Genomic DNA, 25,895 nt, shown 5'->3' with positions numbered 1-25,895 from the left:
TTCCCGTCCCTACGCGACGTGCTCGATGGAGACGGCGAGATCCTTGTTCGGATCCTCGGCTTCCGCCCCCTCCGCGACAAACCCGACCTGCCAGGATGACATGCCCGCCGTCGCTGCCGCCGCCTCGAACCCCGCGAATTCGGCGGCAAGATCGATGACGATCCCATCCTCCTCGGGCAGCACGGGCGCGGTCCGCCGGAAGCCGGAACTCGCCGTCGCCAGGCTGCTGGCCTGCACGGCGGGTTGGCCCGTCACCGTGACGACGACCGCGGCGGTGGAGCGGACGCCGAACTGGTCCGTGATGGTGTAGGTGAAGCGGTCGTTGCGCACCGCACCCTCCGGCAGCGCGGCCAGCGTGGCGGAGGAGCCCGGGTCGTAGTGAAGCGTTCCGTCAGGGTTGATCGAGACCGCGACACCGAAGCGGCTCAGCCCCTGCACCTCCAACACCGTCAGCATGGCCCCGTCGTCGGGATCGTTGTCGTTGTCGAGCACCGCGATGTCGATCGGCGTCAACGAACCGGTGGTCGCCCGGTCCAGCGATGCTACCGGTGCATCGTTGCGTCCGACAACGGTGATGCTGACGGTTGCCGTGGTGCTGCCGCCGGCACCGTCGGAGACGGTGTAGCTGAAGCTGTCGGTCGCCACCTGCCCGAGGGCGAGCGCCTGCAGCGCCGCCGCGCCGCGCGGGTTGTAGACCACGCGGCCCTGCACATCGACGCTGAGCGCCGCGCCGAGCGCACTGGTCGCGCCCGTCGCAACCGACAGCACCGCGCCGGCATCCCGGTCGTTGTCGTTGGCCAGTACGCTGATGCGCAACGCCCTGTCCTCGTCCGCGGTCGCGACATCGTCGCGTGCGACGGGCCCGTCGTTGCGGCCGGTCACGGTCATGGTCACCGTTCCGCGCGAGCGGGCGCCGGCATTGTCGCTGACGAAGTAGTCGAAGCGGTCCTCGATCACCTGGCCGGCGGCGAGGGCCTGCAGCGCCGCCGAACCGGTCGGGTCGTAGCGCACCGAGCCATCCGCAAGCAGCGTGAGCCGCGCCCCGAAGGCGCTCCGCGCCACCACGCCGGTGACCGCGATGGCAGGGCTGTCCACGTCGCTGTCGTTGGCGAGCGGGTTTACCACCGTGGCGGTATCCTCGTCCGTCGCGCCGGTGTCAGGCGCTGCGTCCGGCGCGTCGTTGCGGCCGATCAGCGTGACCGTGGCCTGCGCGGTGGAGCTTGCACCGTGCTCGTCAAGCAGCGTGTAGGTGAAGCTGTCGGTCGCCGACTGGCCAACATTCAACGCCCGGAAGGCCACGACCGAAGTGGGGTCATAGGCGACCTTGCCGTCAACCACCGACAGGGCCGCACCGCCGGCGCTGACCGACGGCACCTGCACCAGCAGCACCGCGCCGGCATCGAAATCGGCGTCGTTGCGCTGGACGTTGAGCTGCGTGGTGCCGCGATCGAGGGCGAAGAAGCCATCGTCCTGTGCGGCCGGCGCATCGTTGACGCCCGCAACCTCGACCGCGATGCGCACCTGGCGCGTGACGCCGAGCGGATCCAGCGCGGTCAGTCCGATGCTGTCCTGCGCCGACTGACCCTGCGCCAGCGCCCGCAACGCAGGCGCCACCTGCGGTGCATATCGCACCTGTCCGCCGATGATGGCCACCGCCGCGCCCATCGGCGTGCGTGCCTCCACGTCGAGCATGGTCCAGCCGGCATCCAGCGCAAACCGGATCGTGCTGTCCTCATCGGTTGCCCGCGATGCGAAGGGACTCTCGGGCGGCGCCGTGCTGCGGCCGGCGACGGTGATCGTCACCCGCGCGGTCGCGCTGCCGCCCTCGCCGTCCTCGACCTCGCATTCGAAGCTGTCGGAGGCGTATTCGCCGATGCGCAGCCCCTGCAGCAGCGCCGAGCCGCTCGGATCGTAGAGCACCTGGCCGCCGACCAGCGACAGGGCTGCCCCGAAGCGGCTGCTCGCAGGCATGTTGGCGATCGTCAGCACATCGTCGCGGTCGCGATCGTTCGCCGCGGCCAGCACGTCGATCTGCAGCGTCGTGTCGGCTGCAACCTCGAGCGCGATCCGCGGCACGCGCGGACTGTCGTTCACGCCTCCCACCAGGATGGTCAGCGTGCCCCGCACCGTCTCGCCGAGCGTGGTGGTGCCGGTGAATGTCACCACGTCCGTCAGGCTTGAGCCGGAGGAAAGGCCCTGGGTCCGTGGGTGGGCGGTGGGATCGTAGAGGATCTTGCCGGCGGACAGTGCCACCGGCACGGTCTGCTGGCTGACGGAGCCGACCGCGGTCACCACCACGTCCGGGATCTGCACCAGCAGCGAGGTGTCTTCGTCGGTCACGGCAGCGTGCTGTACTTCCGGGTCCGGGCGGCCGGTCACCATGACGGTGACTGTCGCCTCGTCCTCGCCGCCGGCAGCGTCCGAGATGCGGTAGGTGAAGCTGTCCACCAGCGCCTCGCCGAACAGCAGCGCCTGCAGCTCCGCCGAGCCGCGCGGATCGTAGGCGACGCGGCCGTCACCCAGCACACTCAGCGCCGCGCCGCGCGCGCTGGCCGCGGGCAGGCTCAGCAGCGAGAGAAGCTGGCCGGCATCGACCTCCACGTCGTTGGCAAGGACGCGGATCGCGATCCCGGCGTCCTCATGCGTCACCGCGTTGTCGTCGAGCGCATCCGGCGCGTCGTTGAGGCCGGAGACGGTCACCGTCACGGTGGCCTGCGCGGTGGCGCCGAGCTCGTCCTTCACGATGTAGCCGAAGGTGTCCAGGATGCTCTGCCCCGGCGCAAGCGACCGTAGCGCACCGGCCGGATCATAGGTCACGCGGCCATCCGCGCCGAGCTCAAGGCGTGCACCGAGGGTCGAGCGCGCCGGCAGCCAGCTCAGCGTGAGCGCTGCGCCGGCATCCGCGTCTCCGTCGTTGCCCAGCACGTCGATCAGGACGCTGCTCGCCTCTTCGGTCGCCGCCGCGTCATCGGCGGCAACCGGCGCGTCATTGGCGCCCGCGAAGGTGAGCGTGACCGTGCCCGTCGCCTCGCCGCCCAGCCCGTCGCCGACCACATAGGTGAAGCTGTCCGCCAGCGTCTCACCCGGTCGCAGCGCCAGCAGCGCGGCGACCGCCGAGGGGTCAACCGCCACCTGGCCGCCCTGGACCGACAGCGCTGCACCCAGCGCCGTCGTCGCGGGTACGGAGACGATCGCCGGCGTGTCGCCATCCGAATCGCTGTCATTCGCCAGCACGTCCACGAGCCCGCCCGCGGAGGCGTTGAGCGTCGCCGCATCGCCCACCGCGACCGGTGCCTGGTTGGTCGGCTTGGCGCCGAACAGCAGGGTGAGCGCCGCACCGCTGGTGGGCGCGACGGGAAGCGGCTGCGGCGTGGTGGCGGACCACTCGGCCGGCAGTTCCTGCACCAGGGATACCGTCCCCGGGCCGAGCAGCCCGAGGTCGAACGCGCCAGCCATACCGGTCAGCGCGAACACCTCGCCGTCGTCGTGCGACTGGTTGCCGTTGCTGTCCACGAACACCTTGCGGCCGGCGATGCCGTCCTCGCCAGTGCCCTGCGAGCCGTTGCCATCGGCATCAAGGAACACCACGCCAGTCGCGGTCGCCAGCCTGAAGTTGCCGAACTCCACCGAGCTGCGGCTCTCGCCGGCGACCAGCGTCACGGTGTGCACGCCCGGCGCTGCCGTCTCCTGCGGCCGGGCCGTGCCGGCGCCGGTACCTCCGCCGCTGCCCCCGCCGCCACCGGTCGGCGGCGCCGAGGTGTAGGTGAGGATCTCCTCGAACAGCCGCGTGAACTGGATGCGCGGGAAGCTCGCGGAGGTGTTCCGGACGTTGTCGTTCTCGTCGTCGCCGTCCAGCACCAGGTCGCCCGTACGCTTGAGCAGCTCGGCGAACTCGGCGGTGGTGAGCTTGCGGCCCAGCACCTCCATAGCAAGCTGCTGCGACAGCGCGGCGGCACCGGAGACGAAGCCCGCTGCCTGGCTGGTGCCCTGCATCGTCTGCACGCCGCCGGTCGCGCTCGCCCCGTTGAAGCGCGCGCCCGGTGCCATGATGTCCAGCAGCTCGTCGTCACGCTGCGAGAAGGCGGCGATACGGTCGGCGTCCGTGGTGTAGTCGGTCGCACCGGTGGCCACCGTCCAGGGGCCGCCGAAATCGCCCGCCCAGACAGCGCCCACGGCCAGCACGGCCGGGTCCGCGGCCGGGTAGGCGACGCCCATCGCGTTGAACTGGTTGTAGTAGTTGCCCGCCGCGCCGACCGTGATGATATCCATCCCCGCCAGTGTGGCGAACTCATCACCCAGCCCGTAACGCGGGGTGGTCGTGCTCCAGTTGCCGTTGTCGCCGAGCGACATGTTGATCACGCCGATGTCGAAGGCCTCGGCGTTGGCGATCACCCATTGCAGCGCCTTCTCGACATTGGCGAAGGTGCCGCGGCCGCTGTCGCTGAATACCTTCAGCACGATCAGGTCGGTGCCAGGCGCCACGCCGCCATAGCGTGCATCGTCGCTCGCGATCAGGCTAGCCACATGCGAGCCATGCCCCTTCGCGATGTCGGAGGCATCGGCGTCGTTGTCGGCGAAGTCCCACTGATAGACGATGCGATCGGCCACGCCGTCGCCGTCGGAATCCGGCCCCCAGAAGCTGTGGTCGAGGTCGATGCCGGTGTCGATGAGCACCGTCCGCACACCGCTTCCCGTCAGCCCGGTGAAGCGCCCGTCCTGCAGCGCCGAGGTCAGCCCCGTCAGGTCGCGCGAGGCGCGCGTGGACATCGCGCCAAGGTCCACCACGTCCGTGCCGTCCGGAAGCACCCAGCTGCCGCCGCAGCTGCAGCCTTCCATCGTCAGCTCGACGTCGGAGCCGGCGAGGCTCACCTGGATACCGCTGCCGGCGGCCGAGGCGGTCGGCGTGGTCTGCACCCAGCCGGCTCGCTGCACCTCCGCGATGATGTAGGTCCCGGGCAGCAGGCCCTCGAAGCGGTAGGTGCCGTCCGCACCGGTCAGCACCCGTGTCTCGGTCTCACCGAGGGCGCCGTCGCCATTGGCGTCGATGAAGATGGTCCAGCCCTCGACGCCGCCCTCGCCCTCGTCGCGAAGCCCGTTGCCATTCACGTCCTCGAACTTCATGCCCGAGATCGAGACGGTCTCGACATTGCCGATCATCACGTCGGGCTCGGCGAATCCGCTGATCACCCGCATCGAGGCCGGCGGCGTGGTGCGCGCCCAGCCCTGCTGCGCCACCTCCCCGATCCGCACGGTGCCGTAGGAAAGCCCCTCGAAGCTGAAGCTGCCATCCGCTGCGGTGACGGTGCTGACCTCGCCATCATCCAGCAGGTTATCGCCGTCGCGGTCCACGAACAGCGTCACACCCGCGAGCCCGTCCTCACCGCCGTCGCGCACGCCGTCCGCGTCGAGGTCATGGAACTTCACGCCGGAGATACCGCCCAGCTTGAAGCGCGCGAAATCCGCACCGCCGAGGATCTGCTCGGCGGTCACCGTCACGTCGATCCGGTTCGACAGCGGCCCGGTCGAGATCCAACCGTCGCGCAGCTCCGCCACCAGGCTGTACTCACCGGCGGCAAGGCCGCTGATCTCGTAGCGCCCATCGGCGCCGGTGATGGTCGAGACCTCGCCAGCATCGAGCTCGCCATCGCCATCGCCGTCGACGAACACCGTCCAGCCGGAGAGGCCCGCATCAACCGTCCCGAAGGCGGCGGTACCGAACACGCCGTTGGCGTCGAAATCCTCGAAGATCCGGCCGCGAACGCCGGTCGGCAGGTTTTCCGCCCGCGTCCAGGTGACCGCCTGGCTGCCCGTGCCCGCATTTCCGGCGCGATCCGTCAGGCCGACTCCGGCGACCGTCAGCTCGTAGTCGCCCGCCAGTGCCGTGACGGCATCAAGGCCGGAGAGGCGGTAGGTGCTGCCGCTCACCAGCGCCACCGTGACGGCACCCGAGATATCCACCGCGCCGCCATTGCGCGTCAGCGCCACGTCCTGCCAGTCGAAGCCGGCCAGATCCACCTGCTCCGACAGCGTCACGTCGAGCGTGGAGACGGAACTCGTCCGCGGATTGGGCGAAACGCCTTGCAGGCCAGTCACCGCCGGCGCGGAGACATCCACGAACACGGAGAGCACCACATCGGTCGTGTTGCCCGCATCGTCCACCGTGCGCACGCGGATATCGTGCTTGCCCGGGCTGGACAGCACGACCGCGCCCTCGAAGGCGAGCCCGTTCACCACCGCAACGCCGAGATCGGTGCTGGTCGTGAGGTCGTAGAGCCGCACGGTGAGGTCCGTCTCGCCGAGGTCGCCAAGGATCGAGAAGGACTGCGTGTTGATCAGCCGGTCGTCATCCGCAACGCCGGTATCGGGCGTGACGCGCAGGTTGCCCGCCTCCGGCGGCGCACCGATATCCATGGTCCAGCTGGAGCTGGCTACGCCGGTGCCGGCGTTGCCCGCGAGATCGAGCACGCCCGCGGCATCCACCGTCAGTACGTAGTCGCCGGCAAGCCCCGACACCCAGTTGAAGCCGGCGATGCGCCATTCCGTATCGCTCAGCTGCGTCAACACGATGTCGCCGGGAATGACCAGGTTCGCACCACCATCGCGGGTCAGCGTGATGTCTGCCGCCGTGAAGCTCGTGGGATCGATCGCCTCGGAGAAGGTGACGTCCAGCGAGAGCAGCACGGTGTTGCGCGGATTGGTCGCGACGTCCTCGACATCCAAGACCGACGGCGCAGTGGTATCGGTGGTCCAGTGCTCGCTGAGCTGCCCGGTGCCCGCTGCGCCGCCCGCATCCGCCACGCCGGCACCGAAGACGGTCAGCGCATAGGCGCCCGCCTCGCCGGTGAGCGTGCCGAGCCCGTCCACGCGGAAGCGCGTGTCGCTCAGCTGCGTCACCACCACGCGCCCGTCGAGCGGAACGCCCACGCCGTCGCGCGTCAAGCTTAGATCCGCCGCGGTGAACGTCGCCGGATCGATCGCGCGCGAGAACTCCACCTCCAGCGAACCGACGGCGATGTTGCGCGGGTCGGGCTCGACCGTCTCGACGCTCGCCACCACGACGGAGACGGCGGACATCGCCCAGGCGACACTGCGGGCGTTGGTACCGGCATTGCCGCCGAGATCCGCCATGCCCCGGCTGTCGACCGTCAGCTCGTAGTTGCCGTCCACGCCGGTCAGACCGGCCAGGTTCGCGATCCGATAGAGGCTGGTCGAAACCTGGGTGATGGTCGCCGCCGAAAGATCCAGCGCCACGCCATTCCGGGTCAGCAGCAGGTCATCGATCGTGAAAGTGGCGAGATCCATCGTCTCGCTGAAGGTCACGTCGAGCTGATCGACGGCCGTGGTCGCCACCGCTGCCGGCTGCTCCACCGCCGTCACGGAGGGTGCCACGCGGTCATCCACCGCATAGTGCAGCGTGTACTCGCCGGTGCTGTCGCGGTCGAGGATGTGCAGCAGGTTTTCAAGCGTCGCGCCGGGCTCACCCGGGCGGAAGGTGCGGTTGGTCCGCCACGACATGCCCTCGAGCGGCACGTCCGTGCCGTCGGAGCGCTCGATCCGCGTCAGCTTGAAGCCGGGCGCCGGATCCATGGCCTTGAGATAGGTCCAGCCCGCCTGAACATCCGCGGTCAACGTGCGCGTCAGCCCCCCGCCGGCGATCTGCACGTTCTCGGCAACCGTCACCGGCGCCTTGCCGCCAGTGGAGAAGTAGAGCGTATCGGGCAAGTGGTCGGCATCTGCCAGGTCGTTGACCAGGTAGTCCGGGATGTCGTCGCTCGTCGGGTGGTCCACCTCCACCTGGCGGATCAGCTCGTGGATGTTGACGCTGTCGATCAGCGAGGTGCGCAGTCCGCCGAAGCTGTCCAGGTGCTCGAAGGTGGCGTTGTACTCGATGAACTTGCCCTGCAGGGACGAGATCATGTTCCACTGCGCGGTCACCGTCTCCCCGGCTGCGATGCGGCCGAGATCCACGGTCAGCGAAGGCTGCGCCCCCGCGGCGCCAACCTGGGAACTGATGATCTCGAAGTCGATCAGCAGGCCCTTCTCGTTCTCGATGATCTCCGGCTGTGCGGAGGTGATGGTCATGCGGTTGGCGTCGCCCTTGCCGACATTCACCACCTGCAGGCCAAGCGCGAAGGCCTCCGATTCCTCGATCTCGTCGGTGAAGGGATCGTCGCCGATCACATCGCGCTGCCAGAAATAGTCGAGCTGCAGCTTCGCTTCCGGATAGACGGTGATCTTGGCGGACAGCAGCGGCACGTCCACGGCATTGCCGCCGTCCTTGTACACCAGTCGCCCGCCGATCGAGTAGCGCGTCGGCGAATCCGCCGCGGCGTCCACGGTCGGCAGGAACGTGAACTTCAGTGCGCCGGAGCTCTGCGGCCCCAAGGACCAGAGGTCGGGCCCGCCGGCGAAGCCTGTCACATCCGGGCCGGAAATGAAGAACTTGTCGTTGGCGACGTTACCGTTCTCGTCCCGGATGTCCAGGATCAGCTGCACATCTTCGAGTGTGCCCGCCGTGCCGTTGTCGAGCTCCAGGGTGCCGAGGAAGGCAGTGCGTGTGATCACCGCCTCCTGCTCGAGCTTCAATCGAACCTGCGCGCACACGCCCGCGGCAAGCGGGGAAAGTTCCGTCCCGTCGCCGTCGAGCACGGTCGCGTCGGAGCTGGAAGGGCCGCAACTGATCGGCGCGGAACTCCACGTGACCGGCGTCGAATAGGGCACGCCCGGACCACCGCCGTAGCCGTACCAGCCGCCGCCGCCGCCGCCCCCTCCGCCGCCCGGCCCGCCACCCGTCCCGGTGCCGCCCCAGTCCAGGCTGCAGAGGCAGGCCAGAATGTCGTCCAGCGCGCCGCCAAGCCCCGCCGCAGCGCCCGCGGGCCCGCCGGTGAGCGCACCAAGTCCGACGCCGCAGATGGTCGAGACGATCGCCTGCGTACAGTCATCGGCGCCGGCGCATTGCAGGATGGCGCCGATCACGTCGCAGATCAGGCCGGAGGGGTTGGCGTTCTTCGGGTTCTTGATGAAATCGAGGTAGAGGTCCTTGCCGCTGCCGGCCGCGCCGAGGATGTCCTCGGCGCAGAAGATGGCATCGAGCTTGGTCGGCACCGACACCCATTGGCCGTTCTGGCATTCGTAGGTGTAGATCGTCTCGATGCCGAGGCATTTGGCGATGGTGTTGCCCCAGCCCTGCGCCGTGATCGGAATGTCGAGCTCGGAAGCCGGCACGATGCCGTCGCCGAGCGGCATGACGCCACCGGCCGATGCCGCGGCCATCTGCGCCGCCAGCGGCGATCCCTCGCGCAGCCGGATGGTGACGGGAATGGTGATCGAGCTCTTCGCCGGCAGCACGTCGATCACGTCGATCAGCGGAGTGATGATGAGGTCGGGATCGTCCGGCACCCGTACCTGCACCTGCTCGGCCTGGATCAGGCCGTGGTTGCGGAGGGTGATCTCCATCTGTGTCGTCTCGCCGGGGAGGATCAGCGGCATGAGCCGCGGCTCGTCCACGGTCACGACCGGCATCGGGACCTCGGTCTCGAACACCGTCTCCAGCACGATCTTGTAGCGGTCCTCGATCTCGATCGGCACCACGGTCCAGTTGTAGGAAACCACCTGGCGGTGCAGGAAGGCCGTGGTCTCGTTGGTGATGCCGGGCTTCACGTCGAAGGCCGTGGTCAGGCTGTCATGCTTGTCCGCGCTCACGGACAGCATGTAACGCCCTTCCTGCAGATTGCTGAACCGTACGAAGCCGTCCGCATCGGCGATGCCGCTCGCAACCACTTGGTACGTGAAAGGGTCGGTGAGCGTCACCTTTGCGCCGGCGAGGCCAGGATTGCCCTCCGCGAAGTAGGTGTACTCGTCCTCCACCTTGATCACCGCATCCCCGACCGCTTCGGAGATCGCGCGGAACTGGTAGGCGACGGAGAGCGACGTGCGCGCGCCGTTCAGCACCACGCTGCCGGTGTAGAGGATCAGCGGGATGTCGTCCGGCGGCGTCAGGCGCAACGTGACCGTGGTGCTCTCGCCGACGCCGAGCGAGGCGATGCTGGTCGGCGTCAGCGCCGAGAGCCACGGCTCGTTCGGCAGCGCGAGCGTCAGCGGCCCGGTTTCGGTGCCGCCATTGTTGGTCACCTCGAAGGAGATGAGCGTCTGCTCGCCGCGCATCATGCCGGCCTGCAGGAAGCCGGGCTGCGCGACCAGCCGCGGCGTCAGCGGGGTCACGGTGACGCCGAGCGGCACGCGCAACGTCGCGCCCTCTGCCGTGGTGACCACGAGGACCAGGCGGCCGGCCGTCTGCTGATCCAATGTCGCCGTGAGATCGACGGTGACGGTCGCCGTGCCATCCGCCCCGATGCCCTCCGGCGCGGTGATGTCCAGGTCCATCCAGGGCGGCAGGCCCTCCACCGCGATATCGAGGCCGGTCAACGCCACATCTGCCAGGTTGCGCAGGTCGAAGGTGAAGCTGCGCGGCTCCTGCGGCAGCAGGTCGACGCTGCCCGGGGCGCCGACCGCCCGCATGCCAAGCAGCACGAAGCTGTCCTGGGCGCTGCGCTGGGTCACGCCGGGATGGTCGGCGGCGACGGTGTAGCGGCCGGTCTCCTGCGCCAGCGGCGTGAAGTCGAAGGCGAAGTTGCCGTCGAAGTCGGTAACCGTCGTCAGTGTCCGCGTGTTGCCGTTCGCCGAGGTCACCTGGATGGTCACCGGCTTCAGCGCCACGCCCGCATCCGTTGCCGGATCGAACGCGCGTCCGGTCAGCGGAATGGTCGTGCCGGCCACCGCCATGTCCACATCGGTCGAGACCACCGCACGGTAGGCCGGCGTCAGTTCGACCGAGCCGAGGGACTGGTTGTTGCCGTTCGAAAGCTCCTCCAGCGCGCCGTTCGGGTCCGACACCACGATCATGTAGACCGGCCCGGTGCGGTTGCCGGCGATGAACTGCACCGTTCGCTCATAGGCCTCGTTCACGTCGAGCGCCTCGCCGGCCAGTTCCGCCACCATCACGTCATCGGCGCCGAGCGTCACGTCGGCCGAGACGTAGACGCGGTCGACCCAGGCGCCGTTCGCCGCGCCGAGCCCGCGATTCGCCACGGTGAACATCGCATTCACCACCTGGCCGGTGGCGACCGAGGTGGGCAGGGCGATGCTCGTCACCTGCAGGTCGGGCCGGTCGCGATCGGTCACCTGCAGCCCGGCGGAGCCGGCATTGAAGCCGGCGGCGCTGGCCAGCAGGGTCACGGCGTGCGTGCCATCGTTCACGCCGTCCAGCACGCCGGTCACGGTGAAGGTGGCGCTGTCCTGGCCGTCCAGGATCGTCACCGTTGCCGGGACGGTTGCTTCGCTGGTGTCGTCGCTGGTCAGCGTCACCACCAAATCGCCGGTGGTGCCGGTGTTGCGGCGCACGGTTCCGGTGGTGGAGCCGACCTCGCCGATCACGTTCTGCGCCAGCGAGACGGACAGCGTCGGCCCGTCATCGTCCAGCACCTGCACGCCGATCTGCTGCGCGGTACCGGGCACCGGCACCTTGAGAACGCCATCGGCGATGTCCACGCGCATCAGCGCCAGCCGGTTGCCGTCAACCTGCGCATTGTCCACGATCGCGATCGGCACCGTGACGGTCTGCTGGCCGCTTTCGATGAATACGCGCGTGGGGAAGCGAAGCTGGGTCGGATCGCCGCGCAGGATCAGCTCCAGCGGCTGGGCCGAGACGAGGCTGCGCGTGATCGTCAGGTAGGTCGCCGTCGCGCCCGCGCCCTCCGAGACAGCGGACTGGCTGAGCGAGAGGGCGATGTCCGGAATGTCGTTGTCCAGCACGGTCACCAGCGCCGAGCCGGTGGCGTGGCTCGCGGCTTGCGCGGTGATGCGCACGTCGCGCGCACCTTCGATCACCGTGTCGTCGATCAGCGTGACCGGAACCTGCACGCTGGACTCGCCGGCGGCGATGGTCACCGTTGCCGGCACCGTCGCCTTCCAGCTCTTGTCCACGGCGAGGGTCACCGTCAGCGGCGCATCGGTCGGCGTGTTGCGGGTGATGGTGGCCAGGACGATGCCGGCCCCTTCGCTTTCCGCTGGCGAGGGCAGCGAGACGGTCAGCGCCGCCGCGTCGTTGTCGGTGATGCGCAGCTCCGACGTGCCGTCGCCGTAGCCTGCTGCACTGGCGCTCAGGCCGGCGGTGCGGACGCCATCCACCAGGGCATTGTCGGTGACGCCGATGGCGAAGCTCGCCGATGAAGCGCCGGCGGCGATGATGACGCTGGCCGGCAGCAACAGCTCCGGCTGGTCGCTGGCGAGTTGCACGACCAGCGCCGCGCTGGTGTCACCGCTGCGGGTCACGCGGCCGGTCGTGGCATTCGCGCCCGCGGCTTCCGACACGGCGGATTGCGCGATCGAGAGCGACAGGCTGGAGGCCAGGTCGATGGCCGCATCGTCCAGCGACAGGTTGTTCGCCTCGTTCAGCTCGAATAGGGCGTTGGACGCATCGGCCCGCACGGCGAACCAATGCATGCCCTCAGCGAAGAGCGGCAGCGTCACGGTGGCCGTGCGGGTGACGGAGGCGCCGGCCGCAATGGATTGGTCCTGCACGAATTCGGTGCGCAGCAGGTTGTCGCCGCCGAGCACGGCATCGGCCGAGAGCAGGATCTGCTCGCTCCAGCTGCCGCTGGCCGTGCCGGTACCCTGGTTCGTCACGGTCCATGTGAGCTGTACGCTCTGCCCCGCCGCCGCGCCGGCCGCTGCCACGATGTCGCTGATGACGAGATCCGCGTAGGCACCGAGCGTGGCGTCGAAGGTGAGGGCGGCGACGTTGTTGTCCTCGCCGGAGGCATTGCCGGCGCGCTCGAAGACCTGGTTCGAGGCGTCGGTGGTCACCCGCACCAGGATCTGCCCGGTGCCGCGCAGCCCGTCCGGCAGGCGCACGCTGGCCTGGGCCGGGATGGATTCACCGGCCGGCAACGGTGCGGCAGCGCTGCCCCCGAAGCCCGGATAGGCGATGAACCGGTCGTGCAGTGTCTCGCCGGTGGTCTGGTTGAAGACCTGTAGCCGCTGGGTGAAGGGCCCGGCCGGCGCGATGCCGGCATTCGTGCTGTCCCACGCGATGGTCAGCAAGTCGCCCGATTGCGGCGATGCCGGGCCGACCGTCAGGTTCTGCACCTGCAGGTCGGCATAGTCCGCCAGCGCAACGGCGCGCGTGATCGTCGCGCCGTTGTTCGTCTCCGGCGCGCTGCCGGCGGCACCCTCGTAGGCGCCGTTGTAGAAGTCGGTGACGACCGTGACCTGCAGGTCGCCCACCCCGCGCTCGCCATCCGGCAGGCGGAACTGGAACTGGCGCGCCACGCCTGCGCCGGAGCCGATTGCGCCGGCCGATGCCGCATCGCGGAACAGGTTGGTGTCCAGCAGCCATTCGCCGGTGGTCAGGTTCTGCACCCGCACGCGCTCGTGGAAGGAGGCGGCGGCAGCGCCGGGCCCGGTGTTCTGCGTGGTCCAGCTGATGGTGGCCAGCGCGCCCGATTGCAGCGGCGCGCCTGTCATCTCGAGGTCCTGCACGACGAGGTCGGGCAGCGGCGCCTGCGTCACCGTCACGGCGGCGGAGACGGCGCGGTTGTTGCCCTCGTCCAGCCCCTCGTTCACCTGGTTCCAGTGGTCGCCGGAAACGATCAGGTACCACTCGCCGGAGATGTCGACCGGCAGCGTCACGTCCAGCGTCCGAACCGCGGTGGCGCCGGCCGCCATGCCCGGCGTGCCGCCGCGCTCGCCGAGGAAGCGCGCACCCGCCCCGAGCGTCGGCGTCGGCGAGAGGAATACGCGCTCCGTCCAGCCGCCCGGGATCGGCGCGCTGCCCTGGTTCTCCATCGTCCAGGAGATGCCGACGGTCTGGCCTGAGGTGGCCGTGGGCGGCACCGTCAGGGCGGTGATGACCACGTCCGGATGCGTGACGACGATCTCATCCGTCGAGGTCGCGCTGTTGTTGCCGTCCGCGCCGGCCTCGAACAGCTGGCTGGCATGGTCGGTATCGATCCGGATCCGCCAGTTTCCATCCGCCACCGCGGGCAGCTGGAAATTCGCCGAGGCAGTGTAGCTCTGCCCGGCAGCCAGCCCGCCGCTGCGCGAGACAGTCGCGAGCAGAAGGCTGCCTGGCTGGCCGTCCTGCACCAGATACACGCGGTCCGACCAGTTGCCGATGGCATCGCCGAAGCCGCCATTGGTGACAGTCCAGCTCACCGTGCGAAGCTGGCCCGGCACTGCCGCTGCCGGGACCTCGATGTCGGTGACGGTCAGGTCGGGGCTCTGCAACGTGATCGGTGAGCCGGTGGCGGCGACGTTGTTCGCCGTCAGCCCCTTCTCGTAGACTTCCGCCAATGCGTCGGTGCGCACGATCACGTGGCGCAACCCGGCAGCGCTGGATGGCAGCGTCACCGTCAGCGTGCCGTCGTAGCTGGCCCCCGCCGCCAGCGGCGTGGCGCTGCGGATGAAGGCGCCGAGCAGCGTGTCGCCGGCGTCGAAGGCGTCGTCCGCCGAGAGATAGACGCGGTCGCGCCAGGTGCCGGAGCTGGTGGCGCCGTCACCCTGGTTCTGCACCGTCCACCCGACGGTGATCTGGTCCCCGCTCGACGCCGTGGGTGGCGCGGCGACCGCCAGCACAGCGAGATCCGCATAGGGCGAGGTGATCTCGATCGGACGGAAGGCGGTGGCATTGTCGCCGCGCGTGTCGGGTTCCAGCACCGCGCTGCCGGAATCGGTGCGCACGGCGAGGTAGTAGGTGCCTTCGAGGCGCGGCGGCAACGACACGTCGAGCGTCGCATCATAGGTGCCGCCTGCGGCGAGTTCGCCGTTTCGCTGCAGGGTGCCGACAACAACGTCATCGGCATCGCCGAGCACTTCGTCATCGCTGAGGATGACGATGTCGGTCCAGCTGGTGGCATCGGTCGCGCCGGTGCCCTGGTTGGTCACCGTCCAGCCGACGCTGATGCTGCCTTCCCCACGGCCGGTCGCCGGTGCGACGAGGTCGGATGGCAGCAGGTCGGCATAGGCGCGCAGCGCCACCACCTGCTGTATCGTTGCGTCGTTGTTGCTTTCGGCATTGCCGACCGGCAGCGCCTCTGTGATCTGGGTGGCGCCGTTCGGCGCCCGGTCGGTCGTGACGGTGATGGACAGCGTCCCCGCCCCCGCCAGCCCGTGCGGCAGCGCGAAGGAGAGGCTGCGCGGCACGCTCGCACCCGCCGCGAGCGGTCCGAGCGCCGCATGGTCGTAGGCGACCGAGGTATCCAGCAGCACCGCGCCGGTGGTGGTGTTCACCACCCGCACGCGGTCCACCCAGCCCTGCGGCGTTGCGGCATTGCCGGCGTTCTCGTCGGTCCAGGTGATGGTCAGCGTGTCGCCGGATTCCGGCGCCGGGTTGGTCACGGCCAGTCCGGCCACGCGCAGATCCGGCGCGGAGACCACAGCCGTGCTGCCGGCATTGTTGGCCTCGCCGGTGCCGCCCGCATTCGCCTCGAACACGACATCGGTGATGTCGGTGGTGACCGCGAACTCGAAACGGCCGGTGGAGGACAGGCCGGCAGGCCAGGTGACCACCGTGCTGCGCGCACGCGTCTCGCCGGCCGCGAGCGGTGCGGCGGCGCTTGCGGGCAGCGTCAACGTCGCCAGCAGGATCTGCTGGTTGGTGGTGGTGTTGCGCACCACCAGGCGTTCGCTGAGGTCGGTTTCGACATCTGCGGTGCCGTCATTCCGCGTGGTCCAGCTGACGGTGACCGCATCGCCCGGTGCCCAGCCGCTGGCCGGCGTGGTGGCGATATCCGCAACCGTCAGATCGGCGTAGGGCGCAAGCTCCGCGGTCAGCGCGACCTGCGTGGCGTTGTTGCTCTCGCCCGTGCCGGAGGGGTTCTCCTCATCCAGCGCGTTGGTGAGGTCGGTTGTCACCTGCACGGTCAGCGCGCCGGCGCCGCGGTTGCCCGCCGGCAGCTGGATCACCGCCTGCCGCTCGACGAAGGCGCCCGCCGCCAGGCCGTCCACGCCCGGCGTGTAGGGCACTACGACGCCGGCGAGGATCTCGCCAGTGTCCACGCGGCGCACCAGCACCCGATCCGACCAGCCGGCCCCGGCCGCGAGGTTGCCGGCATTCACGTCGCGCCAAGTGACGGTGATCGAGCCGCCGGATTGCACGGTGCCGCCCACCGGCGCCACCGCCAGGTTCTCCACCACCAGGTCCGGCGCCGGGACGCCTTCCAGATAGGAAAGTCGGACCGGCGCCTGCACCGGATTGGGATAGACGCCGAAGCGATAGGTCTGGTTGGCGCCGGCATCGGCCGGATGGCCGTCCACCATCAACAGGTATGCGCCGGTCTCGCGGAGCGTGAGCGTGGTGCGATCGTTCGAGATGGCCTGGGCGAAGAGCACCTCGCCATAGGGGCCGATCAGCCGCCAGTTCGTGTTGCCGGAACTCCACTGCTGCGCATCGAAGAAGAAGCGTTCGCCGGCTGTTGCCGCGAAGCTGTAGAGCTCCGCCTCGCTGCCGGGGCTCAGCGTGCCGCTGATCGGCGAGCCGATGGTCAGCGGCGTCGCCGTCGCCACATCCAGCAGGCGGAAGCTGAAGCTGCCGGTGCGGTCCACGGTGGAGCGCACCGCGAGCGTGTAGTCGCCCGGCGGCAACGTGAGCACCGGGTTGCCGCCGCCAAACGGCGTGCCGTTGCCATTCTCCCAGGTACGCTCCGTGACGAGCCCGTTCGGCCCGGTGAGCGACCAGCGGAGCTGGCCGGAGGACCAGCTGGAATCCACGCCGTTCAGCAAAGTGTCCACGAACAGCCGCGTGGTGTCGGCCAGCGAGAAGGTGAAGTTCGCGACCTGGCCGGCATGCTCGATGTTGCCGGTCGTCTCGGCGCCGAGCGATACCGGCGCCGTGCTGTCGCTCACCGGCTGCAGGTTGAAGCGGTAGCCCGCGCTGCCGGTGTTGTTCGGGTAGCCCTCGACGAGCAGCGTGTACTCGCCGGTCGCCGGCAGGGTGACGAAGTTGCGGTCCGCGAAGTCGGCGCGGAACAGCTGCCGGCCCCAGGGATCGACCAGCCGCCAATAGGCGCTCGGCTGCTGCTGCACGTCGAAGAACAGCCGCTGGCCGGCAGCGCCGGAGAAGCGGTAGGCATCGCTCTCGTTGTAGGGATCGAGCGTGCCGGAGACGGGCGTGCCCGGCGTGAAGTCCGTTACCGTTGCCGGATCGCTCAGGTCGAGCAGGCGGAAGCCGTAGTCGCCGATGGTGTCGCCGTCACCGTAAACCACCAGCGTCCAGTCGCCCGGCTGCGCGAGGAAGGCCGCACCGTCCTGGTAGAGGTCACTCTGGTTGAAATACTGCCAACCGATACGGGCGCCGTTCGGGCCGTCGAAATAGTAGCGGATGTCGCTGCGGTTGGTGAAGGTATCGAGGTAGAGCAGCCGCGCTGCATCGAGCGTGAAGGTGTAGCGGTCCACCTGGCCCGGATGCGCGATGCCGTTGTCGATGCGGGCGCCGAAGGCAAGCGGCGCGGCCTCGTCGGTCACCGGCTGAAGGTTGAAGGAATACCCGTTGGCAGCCGTGTTGTAGTAGCGCCCCTCGATGGCCAGCACATAGGTGCCGTCCAGCGGCACGGCGAACGGGCCGGTATCGCCCGCCGCATGGTTGCGCCAGGTCACCAGCTGTCCGTTGGGCCCGAACAGGCGCCAATACACGTCCGACCCACCGCTGAGCCGGTCGAAGAAGAACCGGTCGCCGGCGCTGGCGGTGAAGCTGTAGAGATCGCTCTCGTTGCCCGGATTGACGGCGACGCTGCTCACCACCGTGCCCGGCGTCATCGGCGTGGCGCCGGCGAGGTCGAGCAGGCGGAACCGATAGCTGCTGCTGGCACTCGGGAAGGCGGACACCGCCACCTCGTAGGTGCCGGCCTTGAGCTTGAGCGGCAGCAGGTCGTAGCCGTCCCAGGAATCCGATTGGTAGAAGGTCCGGTTGACGATCACGCCGTCCGGCCCGGTCAGCGTCCAGCGGGTCTGGCTGTCGGTCGTCTGCCCATCGAACAGCACGGTCGTGTCGTCGCTGAGCGTGAAGCGATGCAGGTACACGCCGCCGGTACGCAGCGAAGCCAATGCATTTGCTGCCAGGATCTCGGCGCTACCGGTGCCTTCGCCGATGTTGAAATCCACGGCCGAGGAGTTGCCGGCAACCGTGGCCACCGCCACGTTGTCGAGGTCGTGGTCGGCCGACCAGCCGCCATTGCGCGCGCCGAAGGCGACCCGGCTGGTCCTGAGATCCAGCCCCCCCACGAAGACGGCGTCGATCGGCGTGATGGCGGCACCGCCGCCGGGCGGGGTCAGGGTGACTGTGACGAAAGCGCCGCCCGCCGTGCGCTCGGCGAGCACGCGCACGCCGAAGAACTGCCCCCCGCCGAGGTCGAGCGAGGCAGTGGCGATCGGGAAGTCGCCCAGCTTGCTGCCGTTGAAATGCAGCGAGACATGGTTGTTGCTCACCTCGCCATTGCTGACGATGTCGAACCCGATGCCGAGCGCACCGGCCAGGTTGGGTTCCTCGCCGAAGTTCGGCGCTCGCCCGCCCGTGCCGTAGATGTTCACCGGGAGCAGCGCCACCGCCATGCCATCCCCCGATTGCAGGCGGCCGGCAGCGGACGGCGTCATGCGCGCGTCGAAGGTGACCTCGACGGAGTCGAACGGTCCCTCGGCGGTTGAGGAGAAGCCGACCGTGTTGCGGTTGGTCGACGCCGTGGCCGCGGTGAGGCGCAGGAAGCTGCCGGTCGGACCGCCGGCGATCACCTGCGCGGCCGGGCCCTGGTAGTTCGCCAGCGCATAGGGCAGGCCGCCGCCCTCGAAATCCTGCGTCGTCTCGCCGGCGGCGGCCGGCTGTGCCTCGCTGTGCAGGGTGAAGCCGTAGGTGATGTCCACCGCCGGCGTTTCGTAGCGCCGCCCTTCCACCAGCAGGGTGTAGGTGCCATCCATGGGCAGGGTGAACAGCTCGCTGTCGGCAAACTCCGCCAGCCCGAAGACCTGACGCCCCAGCGGATCCAGGATCCGCACCTTCGGGCTGCCTGAGGAAAGACTTTCGCGGTCGAACCACAGCCGGTCGCGCGCGGCACCTGTGAACACATAGGCAGCCGTCTCGGCGCCCGGCGAGAGCGTGCCGGTGGTCAGGGTGTCGAGCGTCAACGGCGTGCCGGTGCCCAGCTCGAACAGCCGGAAGCCATAGGCCGGCGTGGCATCCGTGGTGGCGTTGATGCTGAGCGTATAGGTGCCCGGCAGCAGCGTGATCGCGGGCGAGGAGGCGAAGTTCTCCGAATCCGTGGCCTGCCAGCTACGGCCCGAAACTAGCGCATGACCAGGTGCGGAGAGCGACCAGCGCAGCGTGCTGTTGTCCTGCAGCACGTCCATCAGCACGCGCGTCTCGCTCGCCACCGTGAAGGTGTAGCGGTCCACCTGGCCGCGCTGGTCGATGGCGCCGGTTACCAGGTCCCCGAGCGTCAGCGCCGCCGTCTCGTCGATCACCTCCTCGACGATCAGGTTGAAGAATTGGCGCGCGCCTTCTCCCGGGTGGCCTTCCACCGCGATGATGTAGGTGCCGGTCACGCCCAGCGTCTGCACGCCACGATCGTGCAGGTTGCCGAGATAGACCGGGCCGAAGAGCTGCTGACCCAGCGGATCGTAGAGCCGCAGATAGGTCGAGTTGGTGAACCCCAGATCATCGAAGAAGAATCGCTGCCCCGCCGTGGCATCGAAGGCGAAGAGCCGCGTCGCGCTGCCCGGCAGCAATTCGCCGGAGAAGCTGGTGCCGGGCGTCACCGGCGTCGCCTCCGCGAGGTCGAGCAGGCGGAAATTGTACCAGCCGGTCCAATCGCCGGCACCGTCCACCGTGATGGTGTAGCTGCCTGCCGGCAACGTCAGCAGGCGGTTGCCGCTGCCTGCCGGCGAGCTGTCGGCATTGTCGAAACGCCAGCCGGAGAACTCCGTCCCGCGCGGCCCTGCCAGGGTCAGGTTCACGCTGCTGCTGTAGGGGGAGAGCAGGTCGAGCAGCACCTTCGTCTCGGTACCGAGCGTGAAGGTGAAGCGGTCGCGCTGCCCGGCATGGTCGATGCGCCCGGTGAAGCCGCCCGCGTTGAGCCGGTCGAGCGCGCCGTGATTGCCCGTGCCTGAACTGTCCGTTGCGACCTCGCCGCCGCCGTCCTCGAGGCCGAGGCGCATCACCAACCCGGCCTGCGGATCCGGCAGGGCGCTGTCCTTGCTGGCGGCGATCTCGGCGGTGCTGCGCGCGACGGACCACAGCCGCACCTCGTCCACGCGCCCCTGCATCAGGTCGTAGCTGGTGGAGGTCTCGGTGGTGCGGCCGATCAGCAGCGGCTCCGTCGTGCCCACTGCCGGGCCCGCCCGCACCGCGCCGGAAGCGCGCTCCACGCCATCCACCACGATGCGCATGGTGCCGGTGGTGCGGTCGATCACCGCCGCCACATGCGCCCATTGCCCGGCCTGCACCACGCCCGTCGCGGTCTGCACGCCCTGCTCGCCCGATGCGTCGCGCGTGCCGAGATAGAGCAGGCCGTCGTTGCGCGCCCACAGGCTGTAGCTGCGATGGCCGCTCGGCCCGTCGCCCTTGTAGAAGACCGGCGCCCAGCTGTCGTTGAAGGTATCGAACCGGACCCAGGCCTCGATCGTCAGGTTGCCCGTCTGGTCAGTGCCGGGGCCGGCCACGGTAATCGCATCGGCGCCGGTAAGCTGCACGCCGCCGCCGAAGCGGCCCTCTGCCCAGAGCGGTCCCGGCGCCGGATTGGCGCCAAAGGTCGCGGCGACGCTGTCGTCCTGCACCCGCTGCAGCACGAGCTGGTAGGTGGCGGCGCCCTCGTCCCAGACCCGCCCCTCGACCAGGACCGTGTAGGTGCCGGCCAGCGGCAGGGTGAGGTTCTCGATATCCTGGAAATTCGTGTCGGCCAGGATCTGCCGGCCGGTCGGGTCGAAGAGCCGCCACGCCGCGCGGTCGCTGCCCTTGCTGAAGCCGCGGACGTCAAGGAACACGCGGTCGCCCGCATCCGCTTCGACGCGGAAGATGTGCGTCGCATCGCCGGGCGCTAGCGTGCCGGCGACGACATCGCCGAAGCCGACCTGCTGCCCCGCCTGCGCATCCAGCAGACGGAAGGCGAAGGGCGGCGTGCCATCGCCGCTGGCATCCACCGTGATCGTGTAGTCGCCCGCAATGGCCGCGAAGAGCGGGTTCCCCGCACCGAACTCGAAGCTGTCGCCGTTGCGCAGGTTGCGCGAGAAGCCGAGGCCGCCCGGCCCCGTCACCGTCACCGTGACATCGCTGTTGTCCGTGAAGGTGTCGAAGTAGAGCAGCGCGTCCTGCGCCAGCGTGAAGCTGTAGCGGCTGACCGCGCCCGGCGCCGGGATTCGGCCGGTGATGAGGCCTGGGACGCCCTCATGCACGTCGAACACGGTCGCATCCGTCCCGGCCGGCCCGAGATCGGCAAGGGTCTGCGCGCCCGCCCCGTCGGCCATCGGCAGATAGAGTGCCAGGCCCGTTTCGTTGCCGACCAGCGGCTGATCGAGCGTGCCCTGGATCTCCGCCGCGCTGCGCGCCACGGACCAAAGCCGCACCTCGTCCAGCGTGCCTTGGAAGGCGCCCTGGCCCCAGGTCTCGGCGCTGCGGCCGATGTAGAGCGGGTTGGTGGTGGTCACCGCCTGCGCATTGCGCAGCGCGCCGGAGGCCGCCTCCTGCCCGTTGAGAAGGATCCGCATCTGCCCGGCCGTGCGGTCGAGCACCGCCGCGACATGCACCCACTCGCCGGGCAGCACCGATCCTGCGACGGTGCCGATACTCTGCGCTCCGGGCGCGTCCGCGGTGCTGAGCAGGAGATAGCCGCTGTTGTGCAGCCAAACGGAATAGCTGCGCCCGTTGCCGTCCTGCGGCGAGCCGGCGCCCTTGTAGATCACCGGCGTCCAGGTGGTGGTGGTGCTGTCGTAGCGCAGCCAGAACTCGATGGTGACGTCGTCGTGCAGGTCGGTGCTGGCGCCGCTGGGCACGGTGGCGTATTCGACACCGGTGAAGCTCAGCGCCTGGCCGATCCTTCCTTCGGCATCAAGAGGCCCGCTGTTGCCGGGCCCGCCGATGACGACCGGCGAAGCGGCATCCACAACCTTGTTGACGATGAAGCTGAAGGCACGGCTTGCGTCGCCGATCCACACCTCGCCGTCCAGCACCAGCGTGTAGCGGCCGGCGACCGGCAGGCTGATCGGCCCGGCATCGCCGGTATCCTGCTGCAGCATCTGCCGCCCGGAGGGGTCGAGCAGCCGCCAGTCCGTCCAATAGACTGCATTGCGCAGCATGTTGAGGAAGATGCGGTCGCCCGCCTCCGCCTCGAAGCTGAACAGGCTGGCGCCACGCGCCGGCGTGTTCACGGCATTCACCGTCTCGCCGAGCGTGATCGGCGTCGCCGATGCCTGGTCCGACAGGCGGAAGGCGAAGTCGCCGACGCCATCGCCGTCGCGGTAGATGCGCAGGGTGTAGTCGCCCGGCCCCGCGTTGAACGGCAGGTCGGCGGAACTGAAGGCACGGCCGCCAACCAGCGTCGCGTCGGGCCGCGTCAGAGTCCAGCGCAGCGAGCCGTCATTGTTCAGTGAATCGAAGTAGAGCCGCGTCTCGTCCGCAAGGGTGAAGCTGTAGACCACCGACTGCCCAGGCAGCGCGATGGTGCCCGCGATGTCGTCCCCGAGCGCCAGCGTCGCCGTGCTGTCGGCCACCTGCCGCAGTTGGAACCTGAATTCGGTGTCGGTGCCGGTCACCCACACCTCGCCCGCCATGACCAGCGTGTAGGTGCCCGTGTGCGCCAGCGTCATCGGGCCGGCGGCGTTGAAATTGTCCTGGAAATCGCCGCTCCGCACCTCGCGGCCCCAGGGATCGAGCAGCGTCCAATCGGTCCAGTAGAGATTGTTCCGGGTCGCATCGAAGAAGATGCGGTCGCCCGCCGCTGCCTCGAACTTGAACGTCGCGGCGCCGTTGTTCGGCGTCGCCGCATGGATCACCTCGGTGTCGTAGGCGATCTCGGTCGCGGCGGCCAGGTCGAGCAGCCGGAAGGCGTAGGCGCCGGTCACCGAGCTGACGGTACGGATCGTCAGCCGGTACTCGCCTGCCACCGGCAGGTCGATGAAGCGGTCGCCGGAGGACATCGGGTGGTCGGAGAACTCGCTCCCGCGCGGGCCCTCCAGCGCGACGCGGAAATTGCCGTTGTTGAGCAGGCTGTCGAAGTAGAGCCGCGTCGGCCCTGCCGTGGTGAACAGGTGGCCGTCCACCTCGCCGGCGACGGAGATCGTACCGTCCACCCGCGTGCCGAGCGTGAGCGGATCGCCGGTGAAGGCGGGGATCGGCGTGTTGCCCTGGTGGACCACGGTGAAGCCGTACGACGCCGGCGCATCGTTCGCGACGGCGCCCTCGATCAGCAGCGTGTAGGTACCCGCCAGGACGATGCTACGCGTGGCATCGGTGAAGCTCTGGTCCACCATCTCCCGTCCGGACGGATCCAGCAGCCGCCAGCGCACTCCGCTGCCGCCGGAGGTCGCATCGAGCAGGATCTGGTCGCCGCTGGCGAGGTCGAGGCCGTAGAGATGTGTCTCGCGCCCAAGGCTGCGGATGGTGCCGTCATTGCCGCTCGGCCCGGAATCGCTCACCGTCGGGCCCGACGCCTCGTCCAGCTTCCAATACGCGGCCAGCCCGGCCTCGTTGCCGGCAAACGGCGCGCCCATCGTCGCCTGGATGTCCGCCGCGCTGCGCGCCACGTTCCACAGGCGCAGGTCGTCGATCGCGCCACGCCAGGCATAGTCGCCGCCGCTGCCGGCGCCGACACGCAACTCGCCGCTGCTGTGGTTGATCGGCACCGCGTAAGCCAGTTCCTGCGCCAGGTTGCCGTCGATGAACAGCCGCAGCGTCGTGCCGTCATAGGTGCCGGCGACATGCGTCCACTGGTCTGCCGGCAGCACGGCACGAACGCGCACACTGCTCCAGTTGTTGACGAAGAAATTGATATGACCGTCGTTGGAGTAGTAGAGACCGTAGCCGTTGTTCCAGCTGCTGCTCGTGCTCTTCATCGCGACGCCGGCATTGTTCGGCGCGGTGGCATCGCGTTTCACCCAGGCTTCCAGCGTCAGGGCGGCGGGATTCAGGCTCGCATCGTCGGGCACGCTGGCCCAGGTCTGCGTGCCGATGCTCTGCAGCGCACGGTTCGTCGCGCCGTCCGGATAGGTGATCGGTGCGTCGGATGGCACGCGGATCGCTGCCGCCGCGAAGCCCGCATCCTGCAGCGTGCCGGAGATCGCGGCGCCCGGTGCGATACCGGCCGCGCTCGCGATGTCGAGCAGGCGGAAGCCGTAGCGGCCGGTGCTGGCGCCCGCGCCATCCACCGTCAGCGTGTAGTCGCCGGCCGGCAGGTCGAGGATGGTCGCGCCGCCGTTCCCGCTGCCGTCGGACTGGTCGAAGCGCCGCGCGCTCACCTCCGTCCCGCGTGGACCAATCAGCGTCCAGAGCTTGCCGGAGTCGTTGGAGAGCGAATCGAAGTAGAGCCGCGTCTGCGCGCCCAGCGTCAAGGTGTAGACATCCTCGCGGCCCGGCGCCTCGATGTTGCCGATCACCGTCTCGCCGATCGTCAGCGCGGCGGTATCGGCCGAGTGCAGGTGCACCGCGAAGCCATAGTCGATGGCCGCCCCGCCATTCGTCACCTGCCCTTCGACGAGCAGCGTGTAGGTGCCGCTGAGGCCGATCGTGATCGCTTCCACGTCGGTGAAGTTCGTGTTGTTGAACACCACTGCGTTGCCGGGCCCGATCAGGCGCCAGGCTGGTGCGCCGCCGGCGGTCGCGCCGCTCAGGAGCAGGCGCTGGAAATGCAGCGTATCGCCGGCCTGCGCGTCGAAGCGGTAGCTGTCGGTGAAGTCGGCTTCGGTGAGCGTGCTGGTGACCGCCTCGCCATAGCCGACCTGCTCGCTCTGTGAGGTGTCGAGCAGCCGGAAGGCATAGCTGCCGGTGGAATCGTTTCCGACGAAGCCGGATCCGCTGGCGTCCAGGCCGGCGACCGAGAGGATGTAGTCCCCCGGCAGCAGCGACAGCGTCGGCGAGCCACCGATGTTGTTGGTGAAGTTGTTGCCGTCCGACTGGTCGAAGCGCCGCCACTCCGCGCTGCCAAGGCCGAGTTCCGCCCCGCGCGGGCCGGCAAGCGACCAGCGCAGGTCGCTGCGGTTCACCTGGCTGTCGAAGACGATCTGCTTCGCTTCGGTCAGCGTGAAGGCGTAGCGGTCCACCTCGCCGGGCACGTCGAGGCTGCCGGCGATCACCGGCGCCGTGACGCCGCCGAGCGCATCGGAGGGCGCGACCACCGCATCATAGTCGCTCGCGTCGTTGCTGCCGCCGAGGTCCACCACTGTCGCCGGCGCGCCGAGGGAGGAGGTGAGCGCCGTGCTGCCGAGCAGGTCCAGGTCGGCCGACAGCAGGACCCGCGGTTCGAGCGTCTCCAGCAGCAGCCTTCGATCGGCCCGCGGCGCCGCGGCAGCCTGGCGGGGCTTGCGCGAGCCGCCGCCACCCGGGCGCCAGCGCCGCCGCCTGCGTTCCAACAGAACCGACTGCCCTTGCCGCGGATCGACGCCGTCCCCTGCCATGCGGCAACCCCTCATGCGAAGCCATGTCCGGAGCCGCTTGCAGGAGTAACGACTCCGAGCAGTTGCAGACTTCTTGTCCGGTCCAGACGAAACTGCCCGGGAGGAAAAAGCAGCCCTAACGGATCGTCAACAGAACTTTATGCTTTCGAATCATGTCAAAAAATCCATGTCCGGGTGATGACGGCGCGACTGATTCTACCTTTGCGTAAGGGAGACGGACCGAAGCGACCACCCGGCCGAGCGCCGCATGG

At 69.2% G+C, this 25,895-nt stretch carries 1 protein-coding gene; it reads right to left on the bottom strand.

From position 1 onward, the window contains the following. Positions 1–9: 9 nt before the first annotated feature. Positions 10–25,644, bottom strand: a complete 25,635-nt coding sequence (locus ACESM1_RS07915; protein WP_372619162.1) for a LamG-like jellyroll fold domain-containing protein — start codon at positions 25,642–25,644, stop codon at positions 10–12. Positions 25,645–25,895: the final 251 nt, after the last annotated feature.

The sequence above is a fragment of the Falsiroseomonas sp. genome, from assembly GCF_041690465.1.
In the GTDB taxonomy this organism is placed as follows: Bacteria; Pseudomonadota; Alphaproteobacteria; order Acetobacterales; family Acetobacteraceae; genus Falsiroseomonas.
This window is presented reverse-complemented; position numbering and strand designations above follow the sequence as displayed.

Bases quoted from the DNA above. Each gene is read 5' to 3' on its own strand.
- ACESM1_RS07915 (WP_372619162.1), bottom strand. From the start codon at position 25,644: ATGGCAGGGGACGGCGTCGATCCGCGGCAAGGGCAGTCGGTTCTGTTG.